This is a genomic window from Pseudomonas sp. CDFA 610 (genome assembly GCF_021147865.1).
GTDB lineage: Bacteria > Pseudomonadota > Gammaproteobacteria > Pseudomonadales > Pseudomonadaceae > Aquipseudomonas > Aquipseudomonas alliivorans.
This window is the reverse complement of record NZ_JAGTPM010000004.1, coordinates 461,845-482,760: the sequence shown is the minus strand read 5'-3', so window position 1 is coordinate 482,760 and position 20,916 is coordinate 461,845. Positions and strand designations below refer to the sequence as shown.

The 20,916-nt window shown below is 60.0% G+C and carries 19 protein-coding genes; 5 read left to right on the top strand and 14 right to left on the bottom strand.

The genetic code is table 11. The features are described from left to right. Nucleotides 1-30 precede the first annotated feature (30 nt). The 10 genes from KDX39_RS09990 to KDX39_RS09945 form a co-directional block, all read right to left on the bottom strand. Complete coding sequence (locus KDX39_RS09990) at nt 31-1,218, bottom strand: ATP phosphoribosyltransferase regulatory subunit (RefSeq protein ID WP_210042826.1); 1,188 nt, start codon at nt 1,216-1,218, stop codon at nt 31-33. Nucleotides 1,219-1,501: 283 nt separating this feature from the next. Further along, nucleotides 1,502-2,371 carry a protease modulator HflC gene (gene hflC, locus KDX39_RS09985; RefSeq protein WP_004883571.1) on the bottom strand — a complete coding sequence of 290 codons (870 nt, stop codon included), beginning with the start codon at nt 2,369-2,371 and terminating at the stop codon, nt 1,502-1,504. Continuing rightward, nucleotides 2,371-3,549: an FtsH protease activity modulator HflK gene (gene hflK / locus KDX39_RS09980; RefSeq protein WP_231660201.1), complete on the bottom strand. Its 1,179-nt coding sequence runs from the start codon at nt 3,547-3,549 to the stop codon at nt 2,371-2,373. The genes hflC and hflK overlap by 1 nt, the downstream gene beginning before the upstream one ends. 96 nt (nt 3,550-3,645) lie before the next feature. Beyond that, on the bottom strand, nt 3,646-4,947 hold the full coding sequence (gene hflX, locus KDX39_RS09975) for a ribosome rescue GTPase HflX (RefSeq protein ID WP_231660200.1): 1,302 nt from the start codon (nt 4,945-4,947) through the stop codon (nt 3,646-3,648). Between the two features lie 12 nt (nt 4,948-4,959). After that, a complete protein-coding gene (gene hfq, locus KDX39_RS09970) occupies nt 4,960-5,220 on the bottom strand; it encodes an RNA chaperone Hfq (RefSeq protein ID WP_002551819.1) in 261 nt (86 codons plus the stop codon). A gap of 91 nt (nt 5,221-5,311) precedes the next feature. Further along, complete coding sequence (gene miaA, locus KDX39_RS09965) at nt 5,312-6,283, bottom strand: tRNA (adenosine(37)-N6)-dimethylallyltransferase MiaA (protein ID WP_004883564.1); 972 nt, start codon at nt 6,281-6,283, stop codon at nt 5,312-5,314. Next, complete coding sequence (mutL, locus tag KDX39_RS09960) at nt 6,284-8,182, bottom strand: DNA mismatch repair endonuclease MutL (protein WP_231660218.1); 1,899 nt, start codon at nt 8,180-8,182, stop codon at nt 6,284-6,286. A 62-nt stretch (nt 8,183-8,244) separates the two neighbouring features. Next, nucleotides 8,245-9,669, bottom strand: coding sequence for an N-acetylmuramoyl-L-alanine amidase (locus tag KDX39_RS09955; protein ID WP_099229514.1), 1,425 nt, complete (start codon nt 9,667-9,669; stop codon nt 8,245-8,247). 14 nt (nt 9,670-9,683) lie between these two features. Continuing rightward, complete coding sequence (gene tsaE / locus KDX39_RS09950) at nt 9,684-10,154, bottom strand: tRNA (adenosine(37)-N6)-threonylcarbamoyltransferase complex ATPase subunit type 1 TsaE (protein WP_184321790.1); 471 nt, start codon at nt 10,152-10,154, stop codon at nt 9,684-9,686. Continuing rightward, nucleotides 10,142-11,632, bottom strand: a complete 1,491-nt coding sequence (locus KDX39_RS09945) for an NAD(P)H-hydrate dehydratase (RefSeq protein WP_231660199.1) — start codon at nt 11,630-11,632, stop codon at nt 10,142-10,144. The genes tsaE and KDX39_RS09945 overlap by 13 nt, the downstream gene beginning before the upstream one ends. Before the next feature lie 63 nt (nt 11,633-11,695). Here KDX39_RS09945 and queG point away from each other — a divergent pair, with 63 nt between their 5' ends. After that, nucleotides 11,696-12,775, top strand: coding sequence for a tRNA epoxyqueuosine(34) reductase QueG (gene queG / locus KDX39_RS09940; RefSeq protein ID WP_231660198.1), 1,080 nt, complete (start codon nt 11,696-11,698; stop codon nt 12,773-12,775). 130 nt (nt 12,776-12,905) lie between these two features. On the opposite strand, the gene KDX39_RS09935 is transcribed toward queG, so the two are convergent. Further along, nucleotides 12,906-13,517 (bottom strand): trimeric intracellular cation channel family protein, encoded by a 612-nt coding sequence (locus KDX39_RS09935; RefSeq protein ID WP_099229511.1) that lies wholly within the window; start codon nt 13,515-13,517, stop codon nt 12,906-12,908. Between the two features lie 112 nt (nt 13,518-13,629). Beyond that, nucleotides 13,630-14,163, bottom strand: a complete 534-nt coding sequence (gene orn, locus KDX39_RS09930) for an oligoribonuclease (protein WP_004883550.1) — start codon at nt 14,161-14,163, stop codon at nt 13,630-13,632. A 108-nt stretch (nt 14,164-14,271) separates the two neighbouring features. On the opposite strand from orn, the gene rsgA reads away from it, so the two are divergent. Continuing rightward, the gene (rsgA, locus tag KDX39_RS09925; protein WP_099229510.1) at nt 14,272-15,303 is read left to right on the top strand and encodes a small ribosomal subunit biogenesis GTPase RsgA; all 1,032 of its coding nucleotides are present in this window, start codon (nt 14,272-14,274) and stop codon (nt 15,301-15,303) included. Between the two features lie 71 nt (nt 15,304-15,374). Here the strand turns inward: rsgA and motB are convergent, their stop codons facing one another. Both motB and motA read right to left on the bottom strand, forming a co-directional pair. Further along, the gene (gene motB / locus KDX39_RS09920) at nt 15,375-16,406 is read right to left on the bottom strand and encodes a flagellar motor protein MotB (protein WP_231660197.1); all 1,032 of its coding nucleotides are present in this window, start codon (nt 16,404-16,406) and stop codon (nt 15,375-15,377) included. A gap of 3 nt (nt 16,407-16,409) precedes the next feature. Beyond that, nucleotides 16,410-17,261 carry a flagellar motor stator protein MotA gene (motA, locus tag KDX39_RS09915; RefSeq protein ID WP_083181002.1) on the bottom strand — a complete coding sequence of 284 codons (852 nt, stop codon included), beginning with the start codon at nt 17,259-17,261 and terminating at the stop codon, nt 16,410-16,412. A 207-nt stretch (nt 17,262-17,468) separates the two neighbouring features. Here motA and KDX39_RS09910 point away from each other — a divergent pair, with 207 nt between their 5' ends. From KDX39_RS09910 to asd, 3 genes are read left to right on the top strand one after another with little or no spacing between them, the layout of a single operon-like run. After that, nucleotides 17,469-19,004, top strand: coding sequence for an HDOD domain-containing protein (locus KDX39_RS09910; RefSeq protein WP_231660196.1), 1,536 nt, complete (start codon nt 17,469-17,471; stop codon nt 19,002-19,004). Between the two features lie 45 nt (nt 19,005-19,049). Then, nucleotides 19,050-19,865 (top strand): thiosulfate sulfurtransferase, encoded by an 816-nt coding sequence (rhdA, locus tag KDX39_RS09905; RefSeq protein WP_231660195.1) that lies wholly within the window; start codon nt 19,050-19,052, stop codon nt 19,863-19,865. A gap of 54 nt (nt 19,866-19,919) precedes the next feature. After that, nucleotides 19,920-20,798, top strand: coding sequence for an archaetidylserine decarboxylase (gene asd, locus KDX39_RS09900; protein WP_184322146.1), 879 nt, complete (start codon nt 19,920-19,922; stop codon nt 20,796-20,798). Nucleotides 20,799-20,916: the final 118 nt, after the last annotated feature.

The window sequence follows — 20,916 nt, the reverse complement described above, 5'->3', positions numbered from 1 at the left end:
CTTGGTGCCGGCAGCGGCCGGCAGGAATACTCAATAAGCCAGCGGCATGACCTGCCAGTGCTCGCCATGCTGAATCAATTGCCGGTCACAGTCGGCTTCACGCGCGGCGCTCACCTGCTGCCCAGGCAAGGCCTGAACCACACGCTGACCTTCGCTGCGCAACTGGCATACCTGCTGCCAGAGTGCCGCATCCGTACTGTCCGGCACCCATATACCACCGGACGGTAATACGATTTCTGCCTGACCCAGAGTGACCAGGGTTTTCAGGTCAGTGGAAAAGCCGGTCGCCGGACGGGCACGACCAAAGTCGGCACCGATGTCGTCATAACGACCGCCCTGAGCAATCGACTGCCCTACGCCCGGCACGAACACCGCGAACACAACACCCGTATGGTAGTGATAACCGCGAAGCTCGCCGAGGTCGAAATACAGTGGCAGTTGCGGGAATCGCGCAGCAAGGCGATCGGCAATGCTTACCAGATCGTCCAGCGCAGCCAGCACCGGAGCAGGCGCGCCAGCCAGACGATCACGGGCCGCGGCCAGCACTTCATGGCCACCGCACAGGTCCACCAGGGCGCGCAGCATCGAAGCCAGCTCCTGCGGCAGATTGGCCGTCAGGGCTATCACTTCATCAATGGCCTTGCGCTGCAGCGCATCGAACAACTGTTGCTCGACTTCACCTGACAGGCCGGCGGCACGTGCCAGCCCACGGTAGATACCGACATGCCCCAGGTCCATATGCACATCCGGCACATCAGCCAGTTGCAGCATGGCGAGCATCAGGCTGATGACTTCAACGTCACTGCTCGGGCTTGCATCACCATACAATTCGGCACCGAGCTGAATCGGGCTGCGCGAGGAGGACAGCGCACGCGGCTGGGCATGCAGGACACTGCCTGCGTAGCACAGGCGGCTTGGACCTTCACGCTTGAGGGTGTGCGCATCAATGCGCGCAACCTGCGGCGTGATGTCTGCACGAAAGCCCATCTGCCGACCCGATTGCGGATCGATGACCTTGAAGGTGCGCAGATCCAGATCCGAGCCCGCGCCAGTCAGCAGAGACTCCAGATACTCGATATGCGGGGTGACGACGAACTCATAGCCCCAGCTCTGAAACAGATCCAACACCTGACGACGCGCTACTTCAATGCGCGCCGCTTCCGGTGGCAGTACTTCTTCGATGCCATCTGGTAGCAGCCAGCGGTCAACCGTTGCCATTACGCCATTCCCCTGTGATCCGGGCGGCCAGCCATGAGGCCGGCCTTGAGTAAAGCAGAAAGTGGTGCGCTGTATGACGGGCACGACAAACGCCCGAGACAGGCCTTGCAGACCACTTTCCTCGAAAAATCTTGCCGCTCGCCACGCGGGCTTCGGCCAATCAATCGTGCAGACGCAAAAAAGCCGGGAATTTCCCGGCTGCCGCATGATACACACGTTTTACCGAACGATCACCCCACCGGACGGTTTTGCCGCCCGGCGGGTGATTTATTACACCCGGATATTACGGCTTGGCTTTTTCCAGATAGCGGAAGAACTCGCTGTTCGGATCAAGCACCAGCATGTCGCTCTTGTTCGCGAAGCTTTCACGGTAGGCACGCAGGCTGCGATAGAACGCGTAGAACTCCTGGTCCTGACCATAAGCCTTGGAGTAGATCGCAGCCGCCTGGGCATCACCATCACCACGCGCCTCTTCAGACTCGCGATAGGCTTCAGCCAGCAGTACGCGACGCTGACGATCGGCGTCGGCACGGATGCCTTCAGCCAGCTCGTTACCCTTGGCACGGTGCTCGCGGGCTTCACGTTCACGCTCGGTGCTCATGCGCTCGAAAACACTGCGGTTCACTTCCTTGGGCAGGTCGATGGCCTTGACGCGAACGTCGACCACTTCGATACCCAGTTCTTTCTCGGCCATGCGGTTCAGGGAACCTGTGATGTCCGCCATCAGTGCATCACGCTCGCCCGACACAACTTCGTGCAGGGTGCGCTTGCCGAACTGGTCACGGAGACCGGATTCCAGACGACGCGACAGACGCTCGTCGGCAATCTGCTTCAGGCCGGAAGTCGCCGTATAGAAACGCTCGGCGTCCTTCACGCGCCACTTGGCGTAGGCGTCGACCATCACGGCTTTCTTCTCCAGCGTCAGAAAACGCTGGGTCGGAGCATCGAGGGTCAGCAGACGGCCGTCGAACTTGCGCACCTGGTTCACATAAGGAACCTTCACATGAAGGCCCGGCTGCACATCAGCCTGCACCACGCGACCGAATTGCAGCAGGACTGCACGCTCGGTCTGCGACACGATGTAGAAGCTGTTCCAGGCAATGACTGCCAGTACCACACCAACAATTAGGGTGATCAGCGATTTATTGCTCATCAGCGACTCTCCCTGGTACGTACATCGCGCTGCTGAGTATCGACCGCTCGCACGCCGACATCAGTTCCAGTCGCGGATGAACTACCGGTACTCGGGGTGTTACCGGTACCGCTGCGACTGTTTTCCATCATCTTGTCGAGCGGTAGATACAGCAGATTATTCTGCCCTTTGTCACCGGTCACGAGCACCTTGCTGGTATTGCTGAAGACTTCCTGCATGGTGTCCAGATACAGACGCTGACGGGTCACTTCAGGTGCCTTGCGGTATTCGGCAACCAGCTTGGTAAAGCGGTCAGCCTCACCCTTGGCGCGGGAAACCACTTCGTCGCGATAACCGTTGGCGTCTTCAAGAATACGCTGGGCCTGACCACGGGCTTCCGGGATCACACCGTTGGCGTAGCTTTCCGCCTGGTTGCGTGCACGCTGCTCATCTTCACGAGCACGGATCACGTCATCGAACGCTTCCTGTACTTCACGCGGCGCCGCCGCGCTCTGCACGTTCACCTGAGTCACGGTGATACCGGTGCGGTAAGTGTCGAGGAAACGCTGCAGGCGCTCCTTGATCTCGCTCGCCATCAGTTCACGGCCTTCGGTCAGCACCTGATCCATCGCCGTGGATCCCACTACATGGCGCAGCGCACTTTCGGTGGCGTGCTGCAGGCTGATCTCAGGCTGATCGACGTTCAGGACGAAATCCTGAAGGTTGCTGATCTTGTACTGCACGGTGAGCGGCACTTCGACGATGTTCTCGTCTTCGGTGAGCATCTGGCCCTGCTTGCTGTAGGCACGCTCGCGAGTCACGTTCTCCATGTACTTGCGATCGAACGGCGGGAAATAGATGTTCAGACCCGGACCGACGGTTTCGTGATACTGGCCGAAACGCAGTACAACTGCCTGTTCCTGTTCGTCGACAACGTAGATCGCGCTGTAAAGCCAGAAAGCGACGAGCACGACCAGACCGATGCCGAGCAGACCGAAGCCGCCGCCCTTGCCCGAACTGCCGCCACTGCCGCCATCACCACTGCGTTTCTTACCGCCGCCGAACAGCCCATTCAGGCTTTCCTGCAGCTTACGGAAGGCCTCGTCGAGATCAGGTGGCCCCTTGCGGTCGCCGCCACGGCGTTTACCACCCCAGGGATCTTGATTATTCGAGTTGCCACCCGGCTCATTCCAAGCCATAGCGCTCTCCATCTGATAAAGCAAAGACGCACCATCGGCGCGCCGCCCCATGCTACAGAATGCCCGCGAAAGCCGTACAACGGCTTTCTCGTGCTTTTATTGCAAAGTGTGTTGCTCGATGAACTCCAGCGGCTGCAATCCTTCGCGAGTCACCAGACGATTGAGTTCAACGCGCGGTATACGCACTGCCAGAAGACTTGAGCCTTCCTCATCATGCGTCTCGCTCTGCACGGCACCCAGTTCGAAGAACTGCGCGCGCAGCCGGGCGAAACGCTGAGGCAGACACAGGGTGCCGACGAACAGATCGTCACCCAGCAGTTCGGCCACGGCCTGCTTCAGCAGGTCCAGCCCTCGACCATCACGGGCAGACACCCAGACACGTTGCGGCTTGCCGTCGGCATCACGCTGTATCTGAGGCTCCACACCTTCAAGCAGATCGAGTTTGTTATAGACCTCAAGTATCGGCAAGCCCTCGGCACCGATCTCGCCGAGCACAGCTATAACCTGCTCGATCTGCGACATGCGATCCGGCTCATGGGAGTCGATCACATGCAGCAGTAAATCGGAGTTGCTCGATTCTTCGAGCGTGGCGCGGAAGGCTTCAACCAGTTTGTGCGGCAGGTGGCGAATGAAGCCCACGGTGTCTGCCAGCACGATGGGGCCAAGGTCGTCGAGTTGCAGACGACGCAACGTCGGGTCCAGCGTGGCGAACAGCTGATCGGCTGCAAACACGTCGGAATCGGTCACGGCGTTGAACAGCGTGGATTTGCCAGCGTTGGTGTAACCCACCAGCGAAACCGAAGGGATGTCGGCGCGACGACGGCCGCGACGTGCCTGATCACGCTGACTGCGAACCTTCTCGAGCCGGCCCTTGATCTGGCGCAGACGAACCCGAAGCAGACGACGGTCCGTTTCGAGCTGGGTTTCACCCGGCCCACGCAAGCCAATACCACCTTTCTGACGCTCAAGGTGAGTCCAGCCCCGCACCAGACGGGTACTCATGTGTTCAAGCTGGGCCAGTTCGACCTGCAGCTTGCCTTCATGGGTACGTGCGCGTTGGGCGAAGATGTCCAGAATCAGACCGGTGCGATCAAGCACGCGACACTCGAAAACACGTTCGAGGTTACGTTCCTGACTGGGCGTGAGGGTGTGATTGAAAATCACGATGTCGGCCTGCTCGGCCTTGACCTGGTCGCGAAGTTCCTCGACCTTGCCGGAGCCGATCAGGTATTTGGCAGATGGCCGATGACGCGGCACGTTGATAAACGCGACGGTATCGGCGCCAGCCGACAGGGCCAGTTCCTGAAACTCCTGCGGATCTTCGCGCGCCTCAGGGTCCTGACCATCCAGATGAACGAGAATCGCACGTTCACCACCGCTGTGGCGCTCAAAGAACAAGGCAGACTCCTATCAGGCGTTACCTGGCTCGGCATCGGCGCCGTCAGCGTCGGTAGCGCTGGGCAGACGAATCGGACGAACCGGTACGACGGTGGAAATAGCGTGTTTGTAGACCATCTGGCTGACAGTGTTTTTCAGCAAAATGACGAACTGGTCGAAAGACTCGATCGTGCCCTGCAGCTTGATACCGTTGACCAGGTAGATCGATACCCCGACCTTCTCTTTACGCAAGGTATTCAAGTAAGGGTCTTGTAGCGAATGCCCTTTTGACATGTGCCGCACTCCTTTAAGGATCAATAAATAATAAATCGAATTCGATTGGCTTACCGGCCACCCCCCAAGGATAGACGGCTATTGCAAGGACTCAGCCCAATATGGAGACCGATCCCAGGTATTTCAAGGCGCGTGGCAGATTGTCGCTGGCCAGGCTGTCCAACCAGTGCAAATTCTCCCAGCTGCGTAGCCAGGTGAATTGCCGTTTGGCCAGTTGACGCGTTGCAATGATGCCGCGCTCCTGCATTTCATCCCGTGTCAGCTTTCCATCCAGGTGATCCCAGACCTGGCGATAACCGACGGCTCGTATCGATGGCAGACCTGAATGCAGGTCGCCTCGTGAGCGCAATGCCAGTACTTCGTCCAGAAACCCCTGGTCCAGCATTTGCAAAAAACGTAGTGCGATGCGGTCATGCAGTACCTTGCGATCAGCCGGAGCTATCGCAAGATTCGCAACAGTATAGGGCAATTGCTGACGCCCCGATGCGGCTGCTTCGGTACTTTGCGCAGTTTGTTGCTCGCGGTGTGCGGTCATGCTCGTTCCGCTGACGCGATAAACCTCCAGCGCACGGATCAATCGCTGCGGATCGTTGGGGTGAATACGTGCTGCCGATACCGGGTCAACCACCGCCAATTGATCATGCAACCACTGCCAGCCGTGGGCCAAAGCATCGGCTTCGAGCTGTGCCCGAACCTGCGCATCTGCCGCCGGCATATCCGCCAGTCCGTCCAATAGAGCCTTGAAATACAACATAGTGCCGCCCACCAGCAAAGGAATATTTCCCCGGGCGGTGATTTCAGCCATGGCGGCCAGTGCGTCGGTGCGAAAATCGGCCGCCGAATAGCTCTGCGACGGGTCGCGTATGTCGATCAGGCGATGTGGAAATTCGGCCAGCTGCGCCTTCGAAGGCTTGGCCGTGCCGATGTCCATGTCGCGATAGACCAGCGCCGAGTCGACGCTGATCAGCTCACACGGCAGGACTTTGGTGAGTTCGATTGCAAGATCGGTCTTGCCCGCTGCGGTTGGCCCCATGAGAAAGATGGCCGGAGGTAAAGCATTCATTCATTGTCCGCGCAGGAATAATTTATCCAGATCGTTGAGCCCCATCTGGGTCCAGGTAGGACGACCGTGGTTGCATTGCCCGCTGCGTTCGGTGTTTTCCATGTCGCGCAGCAAGCCGTTCATTTCCGGGATCGCCAGACGGCGATTGGCCCGGATCGCGCCATGACAGGCCATGGTGCCCAGCAGCTCGTTCATGTGCGCTTGCACCCGGTCACTGGTGCCATATTCCATCAGATCCGCGAGCACATCACTGACCAACCGATTGGCCTCGGCCTGCTTGAGCAACGCTGGAATCTGCCGGATGGCCAGTGTTTCCGGACCCAGGCGCTGCAACTCGAAACCCAGACGCTGGAAGGTCGCCAGATGCTCTTCGGCACAATCCGCTTCGCGCTGACTGACCGCAATGGACTCGGGCACCAGCAGCGGCTGTCCGCTCAGGCCTTCGTTGGCCATCGCGATTTTAAGGCGCTCGTACATGATCCGCTCATGGGCGGCGTGCATGTCCACCAGCACCAGCCCGTGGGCGTTTTCAGCCAGGATATAGATGCCCTTGAGCTGTGCGAGCGCATAACCCAACGGGGGAATATCAGCAGGTGACTCAGGCAACGAAGTCGGCGTTGCCCCCGGCAGCGGCGCGAAAAACTCGCGGTAGGCGCTTTGCACTTCGGCGACCGGTGCGCCCGGCGATGCAGGCCGTGGCGAATATTGATACTGATAACCGCCGCCCGAACCTGACCCGGCGGGACGTGCATAGGGTTCGCCCTGCGGCTGTTCGAGCACGTTATTGGCCAGACGCATCTCGCCCTGCGGCCCAAACTCGCCCGCTTCCGGGCCGGTCGGACGCACAACTGCGGTCACAGGCGCACTGCCGGACAACTGATCTTCGGGACGAACATCACCCAGTGCACGGTGCAGCGTGCCATACAGAAAATCGTGCACGGTGCGGCCATCACGGAAGCGCACCTCGTGCTTGGTCGGGTGAACGTTGACGTCTACAGCGGCCGGATCGACTTCGAAAAACAACACGAAGGTCGGGTGGCGACCATTGAACAGCACGTCGCGATACGCCTGACGTACGGCGTGGGCAACCAGCTTGTCGCGTACTGCACGGCCGTTGACGAAGAAGTACTGCAGGTCTGCCTGGCTGCGAGAGAACGTCGGCAACCCGACCCAGCCCCACAGATGCAGACCGTTGCGCTCGATCTCGATGGGCAGCGCTTGCTCGAGAAAGCCCGGGCCGCAGATGGCCGATACGCGACGCGCTCTGGCGGTGTCGTCATGGGCCTCGTGCAGGCTGAGAATGGTCTTGCCGTTATGACGCAAATGGAAGGCCACGTCGAAACGTGCCAGCGCCATGCGCTTGATCACTTCCTGCAGATGATCGAATTCAGTCTTTTCGGCCTTGAGAAACTTGCGCCGGGCAGGCGTGTTGAAGAACAGATCACGCACTTCGACGGACGTACCAACCGGGTGCGCAGCAGGCTGTACCCGGGGCGCCATGTCACGGCCTTCGGTCTCGACCTGCCAGGCCTGATCGGCGCCGCGGGTCCGGGACGTCAGGGTAAGACGCGCCACCGAACTGATCGATGCCAGGGCCTCACCGCGAAAGCCCAGGCTCATCACGCGCTCAAGGTCTTCCAGATCGCGAATCTTGCTCGTTGCATGGCGCGCCAGCGCCAAGGGCAGATCATCCGAGGAAATACCGCTGCCATCGTCGCGCACTTTCAGCAGTTTGATACCGGCCTGCTCGACATCGACATCGATACGCCGTGCACCGGAATCGAGGCTGTTCTCCAGCAGTTCCTTGATCACCGACGCGGGCCGCTCGACCACCTCACCCGCAGCGATCTGGTTAGCCAGTCGCGGGCTGAGCAGCTCGATGCGAGCGGCGTTCAGAATGGCCTGTTCGATTTGCGGCTCGACGCCTTCGAGCAGAAGATCGCTGCTGGCGGTTTCATCATTCATGGCTGTGTTGCAACCTCGGCGCTTGGAATTCGCAGGTCCTGGCCGATTTTCAACTCATCGGTTTTCAAGCCATTGGCGCTGCGCAATGTGGCGATGTTCATGTCATAACGCGCGGCCAGCATGGCCAGCGTTTCGCCGGAACGTACAACATGGTTGCGCGGGCCCTGGGCCAGCTTCCCGTTATCACGCAGCCAGGCAATGTAAGTGCCCTGTGGCGGGTTCTGCTGGAAGAATTGCTTCACGCCGGAGTTGATCGAGCGCGCCAGCGCCTGTTGATGCGAGGCCGACGACAGTTTGTTGGCTTCGTTGGCGTTGGAAATAAAACCGGTTTCCACCAGGATCGACGGGATGTCCGGCGACTTGAGGACCATGAAGCCAGCCTGCTCGACACGGGACTTGTGCAGCGAGGTGACCCGACCGATGTTGCTCAGGACTTTCTGGCCAACGTTCAGGCTCGACGACAGCGATGCCGTCATGGACAGGTCGAGCAGTACGCCTGCGAGCATGCGGTCCTTGTCATCGAGACTCACGGCACCGGCACCACCGATCAAGTCGGACCGGTTTTCACTGTCCGCCAGCCAGCGCGCAGTTTCGGATGTCGCGCCGCGATCAGACAGCGCGAAGACCGATGCACCAAAGGCCGCCGTCGAAGGCGCAGCGTCGGCGTGAATGGAAACGAACAGGTCGGCCCCTTTGGCACGGGCGATCTCGGTGCGTTTGCGCAATGGGATGAAGTAGTCGCCGGTTCGCGTCAGCTCGGCACGGTAACCCTTCTCGGCATTGATCTGGCGTTGCAGCTCCCGTGCAATCGACAGCACCACATTCTTCTCTTTCTCACCGCCCCTGCCGGACGCGCCCGGGTCTTCGCCGCCATGACCGGCGTCGATCACCACCACGATATCGCGCTTGCCATTGGGGACAGGCGTCAGCTTGACTTCAGGCTTGGACGGGCTGATCGGCACCGCCGGTGCAGTGTTCGCAGGGGTGTCTGCAATGGTGGGCACAGGCGTAGGGTTGGCATCGGCAGCGTTGTCGAACAGGTCCACGACAAGGCGGTTACCGTACTGCTGATTCGGCGCCAGCGTGAAGCTCTTCGGCGTCACGGCTTTTTTGAGGTCGATGACCACGCGCAAGTCGGTTGCAGTCCGCTGGGCAGACCGCATGCTGGTGATCGGCGTATTGGCGGTCGACACATTAAGAGGCCCGCCCAATGTCGCACCGTTGATATCGATCACCAGACGGTCAGGTGAAGTCAGGGTAAATACGCTGTGCTGGACAGGTCCTGAAAGGTCGAATACCAAGCGAGTGTTGTCCGGCGCTCGCCATAAGCGGACACTTCGTACTTGCGTAGCGGCCAGCGCTTCGACAGCCAAGGCCATCAACAGCAGACCTACTACAGTAACCAGCGCGCGCATGCGCATACCTAACCCCATATCTATTTGAATTCCAAAGCCAAAGTGGCACACCAGCGTTCGCCACGCGAACCCGTGGGGCTCAATATCACGGAACGACCTTCTCCGTGCGGGCTAATGGTAATGGTCAGGTCGGGCTTTGGCAAAAAGCCTGCACCACGCTGGGGCCATTCGATGAGACAAAGTGAGTCACCGTCGAAGTAATCACGCACGCCCATGAACTCCAGTTCCTCTGGATCGACCAGTCGATACAGGTCGAAGTGAAAGACCTTGATCGCCCCTGTTTCATAGGGCTCAACGAGGGTGAAGGTCGGACTCTTTACCGCCCCCTCATGCCCGAATCCACGTATCAGGCCTCGCGAAAGCGTGGTCTTGCCCGCGCCCAGGTCCCCGTCCAGAAAAATGACACCCACCCCCTCGGTGACCTGAGCGAGGCGTGCGCCGAAAGCCATCATGGCCTCTTCGCCAATCACATGCAGCGTTAAATCAGACACGGTTTCAGCTCCTCCAGTAACTGACGAATGGCGGGAATACTATCGCTGGCAGCCATACCACGCCCCGATGCACCGATTTTCTGACCGGCGCTGGCATGCAGCCACACCGCCAGGCAGGCCGCATCGAACGCACTCAGGTGCTGGACCATCAGCGCACCGGTCAGCCCGGCCAGCACATCGCCAAGGCCGGCAGTGGCCATTGCAGGGTGGCCGCGATCACACAGCGCCAGTCGCCCATCGACATCGGCGATCAGGCTGCCGGAGCCTTTGAGTACGCAGACCGTATTGAATTTACGCGCCAGCGCATGGGCCGCGGCGGCGCGGTCGCTCTGCACCTCTTGGGTACTGATCCCCAGCAGGCGCGCCGCTTCACCGGGATGCGGGGTGATGACGCTGTTCTTCGGCAGGACTACCTGCCCGGTCGCCAATTGGTTGAGTGCATCGGCATCCCAGACCTGCGGCCTGTCTGCGTTGGCGGCGGCAGACAGCAGACTGCGCCCCCAACTGTCCTGACCCAGACCAGGCCCCACGACCAGCACGCTGGCGGCCTTGATCAGCGCCATGAGCTGATTGGCCGAATGGATGCCGGCACTCATGATTTCCGGCATGCGTGTCAGCGCGGCGGGCACATGTTCGACACGGGTCGCCAGCGTGACCATGCCTGCGCCACTGCGTAATGCGCTTTCGGCACTCAACAGTGCCGCGCCGCCGAAACCATGATCGCCACCGATGACCAGCACACGACCGTACATACCTTTATGGGCCGTGCGCGGTCGAGGCGCCAGGAAAGGCAGGCTGGTTTTGTCGAGTCGCTTTGCAGTCACCGGCGCCTGAGCGACGATGGCCTTGTCGGCCTGAAGATCATCAAAAATCAGTTGCCCGATCAAATCGGGCGCATCGCCAGTCAGCATACCCATTTTCAGGCCGATGAATGTCACAGTGAGGTCCGCACGAACGGCGACACCCAGGCAATGGCCGGTATCAGCACACAGCCCCGACGGAATATCCACTGCCGCCACAGGTAAGCCGCTGGCGTTGATCGCCTCGATGGCTGAACGATAAGGATCGCGCACATCGCCCTGGAGACCTGTTCCCAGCAGCGCATCAACAACGATGCCAGCCATGGGCTGACTGGCCCATGGCTGGATATCGACACCCGATGCGGCGGCATAGGCCAGTGCAGCGTCGCCCTTCAACGCAGCGGGGTCACCGACGGCCAGCACGCGAACTTGCCAGCCGGTCTTGTGGGCCAGCGAGGCCACCAGATAACCGTCTCCGGCATTGTTGCCATGCCCGGTCAGCACCGTCAGTTCGCTCGCTTCCGGCCAACGCCTGCGGATCGCCCGCCAGGTTGCGTGAGCGGCCCGCTGCATCAATTCGAAGCCTGGCGTGCCTGCGGCAATCAGCCGGGCGTCGAGGTCACGGACCTGCGCAGCACTGTACAGCGCGTCGGGTAAATCGGGTTTCGTGTCTAACATGCGTCTCTAGGCTCCGATGTCTGGCAGAATTATACGCACCTTGTCTCTGGTTTCTCTCTGCGCATGCCCGCTATTACCGCTGAACGTCCCACCGCTGACGACCTTGTCACCCTTGCGCAATCGATCAAGGCGTGGGGCCGTGAGCTCGGCTTTCAGGAAGCAGGCATCTCCGGGCTCGATCTGGCAGAGCACGAGCAGCATCTGCAGCGCTGGCTCGAAGCGGGCTATCACGGGGAAATGGACTATATGGCAGCCCATGGCAGCAAACGTTCCCACCCTGAAGAACTGGTGCCGGGAACGCTGAGGGTAGTATCGCTGCGTATGGACTATCTGCCAGGCGACACGGAAATGGCTCAGCGCCTGACCGAGCCTGAAAAAGCCTACGTGTCGCGTTACGCCTTGGGCCGCGACTATCACAAGCTGATTCGCAAGCGCCTGCAACAACTGGCCGAGCGTATCCAGCAAGCCATCGGACCATTCGGTTTCAGGGCCTTCGTGGACAGCGCGCCGGTGCTGGAGAAAGCCATCGCCGAACAGGCAGGACTGGGCTGGATCGGCAAGAACACACTGGTACTCAATCGCAAGGCCGGCAGTTTTTTCTTTCTCGGCGAGCTGTTTGTGGACATCCCGCTGCCAGTCGATCCGCCACACGCCACCGAACACTGCGGGCGCTGCACGGCGTGTCTCGACATCTGCCCCACGGCAGCCTTTGTTGGACCTTATGTGCTGGATGCGCGACGCTGCATTTCCTACCTGACCATCGAGCTGAAGACCTCCATTCCCGAAGAACTGCGCCCGTTGATCGGCAACCGGGTGTTCGGCTGCGATGACTGTCAGATCGTCTGCCCCTGGAACCGCTTCGCCCGCCCTACCGATCAGAGCGATTTCCAGCCCCGCCACAACCTGGATAACGCTGGGCTGGCCGAACTGTTTCTATGGGATGAAGATACATTTCTGAGCAGCACAGAGGGGTCGCCTTTGCGGCGTGCCGGGTATGAACGCTGGCTGAGAAATCTGGCGGTCGGACTGGGCAACGCACCTTCGACCATTCCCGTGATAGAAGCGCTGGAAGCCCGGCGCGAGTATCCTTCGGAGATGGTCAGGGAACATGTGGAGTGGGCATTGAGCAGGCATGGCCGCTAAACCTTTCCGCCGTTGTGATCGGCCCTCACACTCTGCGCCTATCGCTACACGCGTCTCACTGGATAGATGCCGCCCATGGTATCTGTATCCACCCCGCCCCACCGTTTCAGACACCTGCTGGCCAATCAGATCAAGGCTCATCCTTGTAGACGAACTTGGGCATTTCCCAGTGGAAACGGATCGCCAGCAGGCGCAGCAGCAAGCCACCGAACAGGGTGATCAGCACGCTCTGCCCGGACGGCAATTCCAGATACCCGCATAGCAGAAAGCACCACGCAGCGAGAAACGAGACGCTGGCGTAAAGCTCGCGGCGGAAGATCAGCGGGATGTCATTGCAGAAGATGTCCCGCAGGATACCGCCGAACACCCCGGTGATGACCCCGCACACCGACGCAATCAGCATGCCGTGCCCGGCTTCCAGCGCGGTCATGCAGCCAATCAGCGTGAAGGCCACCAGCCCGAGCGCATCGAGCACCAGAAACAGCGAGCGCAGATGCCGCATCAACGGGGCGATGAAAATGGTCACCAGCGCCGCAACACTGGTCAGCACCAGGTATTCCGGGTGCTTGACCCAAGTCAGCGGGTAATGACCGATCAGCACATCCCGCACCGAACCGCCGCCCAATGCCGTGACGCAGGCGATCAGCACAACGCCGAACCAGTCCATGCCGCGTCGCCCGGCAGACAGTGCGCCGGTCATGGCTTCGGCAGTGATGGCGATCAGATAAAGCATCAGCAACATGGTGACGACTCGGCGGCAAGGGCGCGCAGTTTAACCAGCGCCGTTGTGCGCCGAAAGGCTTATGCACTGAAAGAGTGCAGCAAAGGTACATTTGCTGCACAGCCCTGATGTGTCACTTGATGAAGTGCTCGCGATAAAAACGCAGTTCGGCAATGGATTCGCGAATGTCGTCCAGCGCCAGATGCGTACTGCCCTTCTGGAACTTGAGGTTGGGCGACCAACGCGCGGCCAGTTCCTTGAGGGTCGAGACGTCCAGATTGCGGTAGTGGAAATAGTGCTCAAGAGTCGGCATGTGGCGATACAGGAAGCGACGATCCTGACAGATGCTGTTGCCGCAGATCGGCGAACTGCGCTCAGGGACCCACTGCATGATGAAGGCCAGGGTCTGCGCCTCGGCGTCAGCCATCGTCACCGTGCTTTCACGTACGCGCTGGGTCAGGCCCGAGCCGCCGTGCTGACGGGTGTTCCATTCGTCCATGCGCGCCAGCGTTTCATCGCTCTGGTGAATCGCAAGCACCGGGCCTTCGGCCAGGGTGTTCAGCTCACTATCGGTGATGATCGTGGCCATTTCGATGATGACATCGGTGTCAGGGTCCAGACCGGTCATTTCCAGGTCGATCCAGATAAGGTTCTGCTTGTTCTGCATGTGACGACTCCTCAGCGTAGGCGCGCAGTTTAGCTTACCTGGCCGTGCTAGACTGCCGCCCGATTCAACGTACTGCCTATTCATCTGCTTCATCACATCGGAACACCCATGGCCAAACGCCAACTCAATCGTCGTCAGAACTGGCGCATCGAAAAGATTCAGGGCGAACGTGCTGCCCGCGCTGCGAAACGCGAGTCCGTCGCGCTCGAAACACTCGAAGGCGGTGACCTCGGCCCGGAACAGACCGGCCTGGTGATTGCCCACTTCGGCGTTCAGGTCGAAGTCGAGGCCCAGGAAGGCGAACAGACCGGTCAGGTGTTCCGCTGTCACTTGCGTGCCAACCTCCCGGCCCTGGTGACAGGGGATCGCGTGGTCTGGCGCGCTGGCAATCAGGGCATCGGCGTGATCGTTGCCCAACTGCCCCGCACCACAGAACTGTGCCGCCCGGATTCACGCGGCCAGCTCAAGCCGGTGGCAGCCAATGTCGACCTGATCGTCATTGTCTTCGCACCGATGCCAGAGCCGCACGCCAACCTGATCGACCGGTATCTGGTTGCCGCCGAGCATGCCGGGATTCACCCCCTGCTGCTGCTCAACAAGGCTGACCTGATTGACGAGCAGAACGCTCCAGCGCTCAACGCCTTGCTGGCTGTCTACCGCACACTGGGCTACCCGGTGCTGGAAGTGTCTGCGCACCACGGCGACGGCATGCAGCAGTTGCAGGCGCGCCTGGATGGCCATATCAGCGTGTTCGTGGGTCAGTCCGGCGTGGGCAAGTCCTCGCTGGTCAACAGCCTGCTGCCTGAAGTCGGCACGCGTGTCGGCCCGCTGTCGGAGCTGTCCGGCCAGGGCACGCACACCACAACCACTGCGCGGCTGTTCCACTTTCCCCGTGGCGGCGACCTTATCGACTCACCCGGCATCCGCGAATTCGGCCTGGGGCACGTCAGCCGCGCTGACGTGGAAGCAGGTTTCATCGAGTTCAACGACCTGATCGGCACGTGCCGTTTCCGCGACTGCAAGCATGACCGTGAACCGGGCTGCGCCTTGCTCAAGGCGCTCGAAGACGGACGCGTGCAACAGCAGCGGATGAACAGCTATCGCTCGATCATCGCCAGCCTGCCGGAAGACAGTTACTGATACCTGCCTGAGCTGAGCTTCTGCCAAAAAAAATGCCGCGATCATCGCGGCATTTTCTTTGGCGTCATGGCTCAGTTCTGAGCCGGCTCGACCTTCAGCGTGCCCTGATCGAAGATATTCAGCTTCTGCCGAATTTCGTGAGGCTGGGCGTACGCCTGCGGATCGACCGGCGCAGGGGCTGTCGAAGCGCCTGGCGCTGCTCCGGGTGCGGCTGGCGCAGTCGGTGCCGGAGACGTTTGCGGTGCGCCACCCGTGTTCTGCGAACCCTCGATACGCGCCTGGGCCTTTTTGGTCAGCACGACGATATCGATACGCCGGTTAACCGGATTGGTCGGATTCTGAGGGTCATACAGCGCAGAGGAAGCATGACCGACCACGCGAGCTACCTGCGGCTCTGGATAGCCGCCTGCAACCAGCGCGCGACGTGCCGCGTTGGCACGGTTGGCCGACAGTTCCCAGTTGCCGAATCCACCATTGCCTACAAACGGAGTGGCATCGGTATGCCCGCTGATGCTGATCTTGTTGGGCACGCTTTTGATGGTGTCGGCCATTGCCAGCAGAATGTCCTCGAAGTAAGGCTTCAGGCGCGCACTGCCGGAGTCGAACATCGGGCGGTTATCGGCATCCATGATCTGGATGCGCAGACCGTCCTGCGTGATCTCGAACAGAATCTGGTCCTTGAATTTCTGCAACTGCGGATTCTCTTCGACCTTGTTCTGCAATTCCTGCAGAAGCATTTCGAGACGTTCCTGCTCGACTTCCTCAGCCTTGGATTCCGAAGTCTCGGACTCAATAGGCACTGTATCCGGCGAGGGCGTGGTCTTCACTTCCGGGTTGAGCGTCTGGTTGGGCGACATTTCAGGTGAGCCACCCAGATCGATCACATAGGGCGAACCGCTGTCGGAAAACCCGACCGGATCCTTGAAGTAACCGGCCACGGCAATCAACTGCTCGGGCGTGGCGGACGACATCAGCCACAGCACCAGGAAAAACGCCATCATTGCCGTCGCGAAGTCGGCAAAGGCGATTTTCCAGGCGCCGCCGTGGTGCCCTCCACCGAAGCGCTTGACGCGCTTGATGATTATCGGCTGATTATTTTCCATGGCTTAGCGACCGCGAACCGCTTGTTCCAGCTCACTGAAGCTGGGGCGATGCAGCGGATACAGAACCTTGCGGCCGAACTCGACAGCCAGCGAAGGCGGCATGCCAGAGGCCGAGGCTACCAGAGAAGCCTTGATGCATTCGTAGACGTTCATTTCTTCCTTGGCATCGTGAGCCAGGGAAGTTGCCAGCGGACCGAAGAAACCGTAGGCCGCGAGAATACCGAAGAAGGTACCTACCAGTGCTGCACCTACGTGCATGCCGATGGCCGCCTTGTCGCCCGAACCCAGAGACGCCATGGTCACCACGATACCCAGTACCGCCGCGACAATACCGAAACCGGGCATGCCGTCGGCAATACCGGTGATGGCGTGCGATGGATGCTCGAGCTCTTCCTTCATGCTCAGCAGCTCCATGTCGAACAGGCCTTCCAGCTCGTGGGGAGCCATGTTGCCCGAGGACATGATGCGCAGGTAATCACAGATGTACGCCGTCATGCGTTCATCTTTCAATACACCCGGATACTTGGCGAAGATGGGGCTTGAGGCCGGCTCTTCGATATCGCCTTCAATCGCCATCATGCCTTCGCGACGGCTCTTGTTGAGGATCTCGTAAACCAGCCCCAGCACTTCAAGGTAATAAGCGTGAGTGAAGCGCGTGCCGAACATCTTCAGCGACTTTTTGAACACGTGCATGGTCATGTGGCCGGGGTTGGCCTGCAAAAATGCACCCAGCGCTGCGCCACCGATGATCAACACCTCATAGGGCTGAAACAGGGCCATGATCTTGCCGTGAGACAGGACGTATCCGCCGAGGACACTCGCGAAAACGACAATGATGCCGATAATTTTAGCCATAGGAGAAAATACTTTACTGAGTCGGGTTCAGGGACAGTCCGGAAGTTCTTGAAACTCTTCTTCTCCTTATCGGCCTAACTGGGCCAGACTATAGGCAGTTCTTGCTAAAAAACCAGTTCGGCCCGGAATCGCGGGACCCAAAATGGCTGTTGCGCCCCAGAACGCTGGCAGCCTCCCAGCTCGAAAATCAGCTGCACAGGGCATCGAATGTCGACAACGCATGTTTCACATCCGCCGGTTCCAAAGACGCTTGAATCCTGGGTCAGACTGCTCGATGGCGTCGCGCTGCCAGTGCCTGCGGCCAACCACGACCGGGTTCGTGCGGCACTCAACGACAGTCGGCGCTCGCTGCGTGAAATTGCGGAAATGATGCAGGAAAGTCCTGCGCTGGTGCTCAGCGTGATGCGCGAAGCCAATCACCACACGCATGGCATCACCGAACAGGCCGAAAGCCTGGAAATCGCGATCAACCGGCTGGGTCTGGCGCGTACGGAAGTGCTGCTGGGGCGTTTGCCCGCCAAGCCGCCTGAAGAGATTCCGGCCGCTTTCCGCCAGTTGATCCTTATCAGCCAACACGCCACGCAGCAGGCCAACGGCCTGTTCGCCAGCCGTCTGGCGCGGCTGTGGCAAGACATTCATCTGGGCAGCCTGCTGTTCCTGGCGCCGCTTTGGCCGATGGCGCTTGCGTATCCCAAGCTGCTCGAAGAACTCGAACTTCGCGTCATTCATAAAGGCCATTCCAGCATCGCCGTCGAGAAGGAGCTGTTCGGCGTCAATCTGCTGGAACTGGGCTTGGCACTGGCCGAGTTCTGGCGCCTGCCGGTCTGGGTGACCCGCGGTTACAAACTGCTGCTCAGCGAGCGGCGTGATCTGGTCAAGGTGCTGCGCATCGCACGCGAAGATCAGGATCCGCTGCTGCAACAGCAAATGATGGATGCCGACCCCAACCTGCGCCGCTGGCTCAACCAGCCCGCCAACACCGTGCTGCTGGGTAACGGACTGGCGCTGGCAGCGCAGCATGCGTGGAACAGCCCACACTGCCTGCGCTGGGAACGACTCACCAGCCTTTACCTGCAGCAGCCGTTGAGCGATGTACAGCAGCAGGCCCACCAGAATGCCGCCAGCAGCGCACGCCATCACAGCGAAAAGGATCTATGGCACCCGGCCGAATCCCTGATCTGGCCGTGGGATGCACGACGCGTAAGACGCGATAACGAACCTGCGCCGCCGCCCTCGGCTGACGCTCTGCAGCTCTGGCGCAAGCAATGCGCCGAACTGCTGCAGGACCCGACGCCGTTCATCAATGCCATGCACCTGACCACCTCTGCCCGAGAAGCGCTTGTCGCCTGTGGCATGCAGCGGGTCATGCTGCTGATGATGGACAAGACCGGAACGGCGCTGCGCGTGCATCAGTCTGCCGGACTGCCGCCCGAGGCTGCAGCGATGCAGTTGTTTATAAAGGAAAGCACAGTCCTGCAACGCCTTCTGACCCAGCCAACCCAACTGCGCATGACGCCTGCCAATATCGCCCAGTTTTCCGCCCTGTTGCCTGCACCGCTCAAAGCGCTGTTCAGCGGTCAGCATTGGCTGATTCGCTCACTGAGCAGCAACGGCAAAGTCATGATGCTGGTGATAGCTGATCAGGGCGGCGGCACACTGTCAGAAATTTCCGTTCAGGCATTCGGAAAAACCGCGCAATGCATTGAGCGCGCGCTCGGTGTCTTTAGTCATCGCAAAGCCTGAGGCCTGGCGTACAATTCGCATCTTTCTTTTCATCGGAGGCTGCAAATGTCCGTATTCGCTGGCTTACCGTTGGTCATCGAGCCCAACGATCTGCTTGAGCGCCTTGAGGCCCCGGAACTGATCCTGGTGGATCTGACCAGCAGCGCTCGCTACGACGCCGGGCACATTCCTGGCGCTCATTTCGTTGATCCCAAGCGCACTCAACTTGGCCAGCCACCTGCGCCCGGCCTGTTGCCTGCACATTCGGACCTTGAAAAGCTGTTTGGCGAGCTGGGCCATAACCCTGATGCTGTCTATGTCGTCTATGACGATGAAGGCGGCGGGTGGGCCGGGCGCTTCATCTGGTTGCTGGACGTGATCGGCCATCATCGCTACCACTACCTGGATGGCGGCCTGCTGGCCTGGGAAGCTCAGTCACTGCCGCTGAACCGTGATACTCCGACAGCCGCTGGCGGTACGGTGACTCTTAAGCTGCACGACGAGCCGACGGCAACTCGCGAATACCTGCAAAGCCGACTGGGTGCTGCGGACCTGGCTGTTTGGGATGCACGGGGACCCACCGAATACTCGGGCGAGAAAGTGCTGGCGGCCAAGGCCGGACACGTACCGGGCGCCGTTAACTTCGAATGGACGGCTGGCATGGACAAGGCACGCCATCTGCGCATTCGCGATGACATGCCACAGATTCTGCAGGACCTGGGCATCACGGCCGACAAGGAAGTGATCACCCATTGTCAGACTCACCATCGTTCCGGCTTCACCTATCTGGTGGCCAAGGCGCTGGGCTATCCCAGGGTCAAGGCATATGCCGGCTCATGGGGCGAATGGGGCAACCACCCGGACACGCCTGTCGAAAAATGACCAAGGCCGGGCTCAACCTTTTGAGTCCCGCCCGTTTCCTTATCAAGTTCAGGAATATCAATGAAAGATCGTTTGTTTATCCTCAGTCAGTACCTGTTGCCGCATCACCTGCTGTCCCGTATCGCTGGCCTGGTTGCCGAATGCCGCGTCACCTGGTTCAAGAACGCCTTCACCGCCTGGTTCGTTCGCCGCTATCAGGTCGACATGTCGCAGGCGCTGGTCGAAGACCTGACCGCCTACGAGCACTTCAATGCCTTCTTCACTCGCGCACTGAAGGCCGATGCGCGCCCGCTGGACAACACGCCGGGCGCAGTGCTTTCACCTGCCGACGGCACCATCAGTCAGATGGGTTCGATCGATCATGGCCGTATCTTTCAGGCCAAGGGTCACAGCTTCAGCGTGCTTGAACTGCTGGGCGGCGATCCAAAACTGTCCGCACCGTTCATGGGCGGCGAGTTCGCCACTGTTTATCTGTCGCCGAAGGATTACCATCGCGTCCACATGCCTCTGGCCGGCACGCTGCGCGAAATGGTCTATGTGCCTGGCCGTATTTTCTCGGTCAACCAGACCACGGCTGAAAATGTTCCGGAATTGTTTGCCCGCAATGAGCGCGTTGTCTGCCTGTTCGACACGGAGCTGGGCCCGATGGCTGTCGTTCTGGTGGGCGCGATGATCGTGGCCTCGGTCGAAACGGTCTGGGCCGGACTGGTCACGCCACCCAAGCGCGAACTGAAGACGTTCAGCTACGACGAAGCCGCACGCGCGCCAATCCATCTGGAGAAAGGCGCAGAGATGGGTCGCTTCAAACTGGGCTCCACGGCCATCGTGCTGTTCGGACCTAACCAGGTTAAATGGGCCGAGCAGTTGAGCGCGCTCTCCAAAGTCCAGATGGGGCAGGCACTCGGCGCTGCGAAGCCAATTGCCGAGGCTTGATGGCCTCAGGCCATAATAGCTGCGTGGTTGCACCGATACTGGTAGAGTTACAGCATCGGTGCGTAAGGATACGTTGCACTTTTTCAGTGGCACAGGGTCCACATCTTCCTACCGAAGG

Excerpts from the sequence above, each read along its gene's own strand:
- KDX39_RS09990 (WP_210042826.1), bottom strand. The coding sequence starts at position 1,218 with ATGGCAACGGTTGACCGCTGGCTGCTACCAGATGGCATCGAAGAAGTA.
- hflC (WP_004883571.1), bottom strand. The coding sequence starts at position 2,371 with ATGAGCAATAAATCGCTGATCACCCTAATTGTTGGTGTGGTACTGGCA.
- hflK (WP_231660201.1), bottom strand. The coding sequence starts at position 3,549 with ATGGCTTGGAATGAGCCGGGTGGCAACTCGAATAATCAAGATCCCTGG.
- hfq (WP_002551819.1), bottom strand. The coding sequence starts at position 5,220 with ATGTCAAAAGGGCATTCGCTACAAGACCCTTACTTGAATACCTTGCGT.
- miaA (WP_004883564.1), bottom strand. The coding sequence starts at position 6,283 with ATGAATGCTTTACCTCCGGCCATCTTTCTCATGGGGCCAACCGCAGCG.
- KDX39_RS09955 (WP_099229514.1), bottom strand. The coding sequence starts at position 9,669 with ATGCGCATGCGCGCGCTGGTTACTGTAGTAGGTCTGCTGTTGATGGCC.
- KDX39_RS09945 (WP_231660199.1), bottom strand. The coding sequence starts at position 11,632 with ATGTTAGACACGAAACCCGATTTACCCGACGCGCTGTACAGTGCTGCG.
- queG (WP_231660198.1), top strand. The coding sequence starts at position 11,696 with ATGCCCGCTATTACCGCTGAACGTCCCACCGCTGACGACCTTGTCACC.
- KDX39_RS09935 (WP_099229511.1), bottom strand. The coding sequence starts at position 13,517 with ATGTTGCTGATGCTTTATCTGATCGCCATCACTGCCGAAGCCATGACC.
- orn (WP_004883550.1), bottom strand. The coding sequence starts at position 14,163 with ATGCAGAACAAGCAGAACCTTATCTGGATCGACCTGGAAATGACCGGT.
- rsgA (WP_099229510.1), top strand. The coding sequence starts at position 14,272 with ATGGCCAAACGCCAACTCAATCGTCGTCAGAACTGGCGCATCGAAAAG.
- motB (WP_231660197.1), bottom strand. The coding sequence starts at position 16,406 with ATGGAAAATAATCAGCCGATAATCATCAAGCGCGTCAAGCGCTTCGGT.
- motA (WP_083181002.1), bottom strand. The coding sequence starts at position 17,261 with ATGGCTAAAATTATCGGCATCATTGTCGTTTTCGCGAGTGTCCTCGGC.
- KDX39_RS09910 (WP_231660196.1), top strand. The coding sequence starts at position 17,469 with ATGTCGACAACGCATGTTTCACATCCGCCGGTTCCAAAGACGCTTGAA.
- rhdA (WP_231660195.1), top strand. The coding sequence starts at position 19,050 with ATGTCCGTATTCGCTGGCTTACCGTTGGTCATCGAGCCCAACGATCTG.